General features: G+C 71.2%; 3 protein-coding genes. 2 read left to right on the top strand and 1 reads right to left on the bottom strand.

The window, feature by feature from the left end:
* The first annotated feature begins 160 nt into the window (after positions 1–160).
* Positions 161–1,174: a Bug family tripartite tricarboxylate transporter substrate binding protein gene (locus ACZJYS_RS23255; RefSeq protein WP_493180496.1), complete on the top strand. Its 1,014-nt coding sequence runs from the start codon at positions 161–163 to the stop codon at positions 1,172–1,174.
* 162 nt (positions 1,175–1,336) lie between these two features.
* Positions 1,337–3,493, top strand: a complete 2,157-nt coding sequence (locus ACZJYS_RS23250) for a TonB-dependent siderophore receptor (RefSeq protein ID WP_493180495.1) — start codon at positions 1,337–1,339, stop codon at positions 3,491–3,493.
* 4 nt (positions 3,494–3,497) lie between these two features.
* Here the strand turns inward: ACZJYS_RS23250 and ACZJYS_RS23245 are convergent.
* A partial coding sequence (locus tag ACZJYS_RS23245) for a TroA family protein (RefSeq protein WP_493180494.1) occupies positions 3,498–3,958 on the bottom strand: 461 nt, incomplete at its 5' end.

Genomic DNA, 3,958 nt, shown 5'->3' with positions numbered 1-3,958 from the left:
CCCTTCTAGTCATGCCGCTCATGAATCGGCCCCGCACGGGCCGGCCTGCCGCCGGAATGGCGCGCGCGGGAGGACCGGCATGGTCCTCCGGCGGCGCATCCAGCGGCACCGGCCGGCCTGCCCGCCGCGCCGCCTCATGCCTCCAAGAAAGAACACCGGGATGACCGAGAAGAACGACGCCCCTCCTGCCCTTTCCCGCCGCGCCGTGCTGGGTGCCGGCCTCGGCGCCACGGCCGCCGGGCTGGCGGCGCCGCGCCTGGCGCTGGCGCAGGCCTGGCCCACCCGGCCGCTGACGCTGGTGGTGGGCTTCCCCCCCGGCGGCCAGACCGATTTCGCCGCCCGCGTCATCCAGGCCGGCATGTCCGCCGCGCTGGGCCAGTCGGTGGTGATCGAGAACCGCGGCGGCGCCGGCGGCAATATCGGCACCGAGGCGGTGCTGCGCGCGCGCCCCGACGGCTACACCATGCTCGCCGCCAATTCGAGCTCCATGGCCATCAACCCGCACACCTTCCCGGGCATGACCATCAACCCGCTGGAGCTGGTCTCGGTCGGCCTCGCGCTGCAAAGCTCGCTGGTGCTCTGCGTGCATCCCTCCGTGCCGGCCAGGACCGTGAGCGAGTTCGCCGCCTGGGTGAAGGCGCAGCCCAAGGGCATCGACTACGGCACCGCCGCCGCCGGCAGCATGTCGCACTGCGCGATGGAGCTGTTCCGCACCCGCATTGGCAACCCGGCCATGGAGAGCATCCCCTATCGCGGCTCCGGCCCGGCGATGCAGGATTTCATCGCCGGCCGCTTCTCCTGCCTGTTCGACGCCGCCTCGGTGGTGGCGCCCTTCCTCAAGGCCGGGCAGGTGCGCGGGCTGATGGTGACGGGCGAGCAGCGCGCCCCCGCCTTCCCCGACATCCCGACCGCCGCCGAGCAGGGGGTGCAGGACTTCACCATCACCAGCTGGATCGGCATCTCGGCCCCGCGCGGCACGCCGCCCGAGATCGTCCAGCGCGTCAACGAGGCGCTGAACAAGGCGCTGCAGGACCCGGCGGTGCGCGAGCGCATCACCGGCCAGGGCGACGAGCCGGGCGGCGGCACGGCGGCCGAGTTCGACGCGCGCGTGAAGCGCGACCATGCCCGCTGGGGCGAGGTGGCACGCGCCGCCAACATCCGCGCGGACATCTGAGCCGCGCGGCCGCCGTCCTGGTGCCGTTGCGGCCCCGGGACGGCGTGCCTTTTCCGCATCAATGGCGGCGCCATGCAGGGCTTCGCGCGGCAATCGTTTGCGATTAATTATCACTTGAATTAAAGCGCCGGCATCTCCGACCCTTTCCCAGGTGCCGAGCCGATGGCCATGTCCTTGCGTCGCTACCGTTTTCTCTCCCTGGCCCCGGTGCTGCTGGCGCTCTCAGCCGGCGCCCTGGCGCAGGAGGCCGGCACCTCCCCGCTCACCCAGGGCGGCGCCATCCTGCTGCCCACGGTGGACGTGCAGGGCCAGCGGGAGACGGCCACCGGCCCGGTGCAGGGCTTCGTCGCCGGCCGCGCCGCCAGCGCCACCAAGACCGACACGCCGCTGATCGAGACACCGCAGGCCATCACCGTCATCACGCGGGACCGCATCGACGCCCAGGCGGTGCGCAGCGTGGAGGAGGCGCTGCGCTACGCCCCCGGCGTCACCGCCGGCCTCTCCGGCTTCGACCCGCGCTTCGATTCCGCGCGCATCCGCGGCTTCGACGCGCGGCCAAGCCAGTATCTCAACGGGCTGCGCCTGCTGCGCCAGTTCGGCCCCACCAGCATCGAGCAGTACGGGCTGGAGCGCATCGAGATCGTGCGCGGCCCCTCCTCGGTGCTCTACGGGCAGACCGTGCCGGGCGGGCTGATCAACCTGGTGAGCAAGCGGCCGACCGAGACGCCCTTCGGCGAGGTCAACCTCTCCGCCGGCAACAATGACCGCTTCCAGGGCGCCTTCGACCTGGGCGGGCCGCTGGACGAGGCCGGGCAGTTCTCCTACCGCGCAACCGGGCTGGTTCGGAACAGCGACACCGATGTGGACCACGTCGGCGACGACCGCTACTTCTTCGCCCCCGCCCTCACCTGGCGGCCGGATGGCGAGACGCGCGTCACCCTGCTCGGCTCCTACCAGTACGACCAGGGCGGCTCGCCCATCGGCCTGCCGGCGCAAGGCACGCTGCTCTACAACCCGAACGGCAAGATCCCGCGCAGCCGCTATGCCGGCGAGGAGGATTTCAGCCGCTCCGACGTCACCACCACCACGCTGGGCTGGGACATCGAGAAGCGCCTGAACAGCGTCTTCACGCTGCGGCAGAACACCCGCTACACGCACAACACCGTCAAGTACGACACCATGTACGCGACCGGCTTCCAGCCGGACCTGCGGACGCTGAACCGCGGCACCCTGGTGCAGCGCGAGCGCTCCGACACGATCAACCTCGACACCGGCCTGCAGGCCGATTTCAGCACCGGCCCGGTGGTGCACAAGGTGCTGGCGGGTGTCGATGTGCGGCAGTACTGGGGCCGCTACGAGACCTATTTCGGCACCGGCCCGTCGGTCGACATCTTCAACCCCGCCCGGGGCCTTACGGTGCCGGACTCGCGCCGCGCCCCCTTCTACGCCCTCAACCGCAACGACGACCTGCACCAGCTCGGCCTCTACCTGCAGGACCAGATGCGCTGGAACAACTGGATCCTGCTGCTGGGCGGGCGGCAGGACTGGGCCGGCAGCGAGCAGACCTCCCGCCTGAACGACAACCGCACCACGCAGAACGACAACGCCTTCACCGGCCGCGCCGCGCTGATGTACGCGGCGCCGAACGGCCTCTCGCCCTATGTCAGCTATTCCACCTCCTTCGACCCGATCGCCGGCTCCACCGCCGGCGGCGAGGCCTTCCGCCCCACCGAGGGCCGGCAGTACGAGATCGGCCTGAAGTACCAGCCGCCGGGGATGAACAGCTTCTTCACCGCCTCGGCCTTCGACCTGACGCAGACCAACGTCACCACCCGCGACCCGGTGGTGCCCGCCGCGCAGGTGCAGACCGGCGAGATCAACGTCCGGGGGCTGGAGCTGGAGGCGGTGGCCAGCCTGGCCGAGGGGCTCAGCCTGATCGCCAGCTACACCTACATGGACGCCGAGATCACCAGCGACAACGGCGGCAGCCAGGGCAACCGCCCGGCGCTGGTGCCCGAGCACATGGCCAATCTCTGGGGCCAGTACCGCTTCCAGGAGGGCAGCCGCCTCGCCGGCTTCGGCCTCGGCGGCGGCGTGCGCTACATGGGCAATTTCTACGGCGACAACGCCAACGTGTACCGCACCCCGTCCGTCACGCTGTTCGACGCCTCGGTGAGCTATGAGTGGGACCGCTACAAGCTCTCGGTGAATGCCAGCAACCTGGCGGACAAGGAGTACGTCTCCTCCTGCACCGGCGCCAACTACTGCTACTACGGCCCTGGGCGGACGGTGATCGCCAACCTCGCCTATCGCTGGTGAGGCGTCACGCCGCCGTCCAGAAGGTGCCCTGCCAGGGGGCGGCGGCGAAGCGGGCGTTGATCTCGGCCAGCGTCGCCGCCGGATCGAGCGTGGCGGCGAGGCCGGGGTAGAGCCAGCCCGCCATCGCCTCCAGCGCCACCACGTTCAGCGCCGTGCCGCCGAGATAGTTCCACAGGCCGAAGGCGCGGCCCTGGCGCACCGCCGGCAGGTGCGCCAGCTCCGGCGCGCGCAGCGCTTCCGCGAGGCTGCGCCGCGCCACCTCCGGCGCCACCCCCCAGCCCAGGCGCGGCGCGGCGCTGCCCTCCGGCGGCTGCGCCATGCCGGTGCCGATATAGACCTCCGGCTCCGTCACCAGCACCTGCTCGACCGAGAGGTTGCCGCCCGAGGGCCCGGGAAGCTGGCCTTCCGCCGCGTTGCGCCCGCCCAGCAGCAGGATCCAGTTGTTCCAGCGCATCTGGTCCTGCA

The organism is Roseomonas sp. TS2 (genome assembly GCF_058833935.1).
The sequence above is the reverse complement of the archived record's forward strand: the minus strand, read 5'-3'. Positions and strand labels throughout refer to the sequence as shown.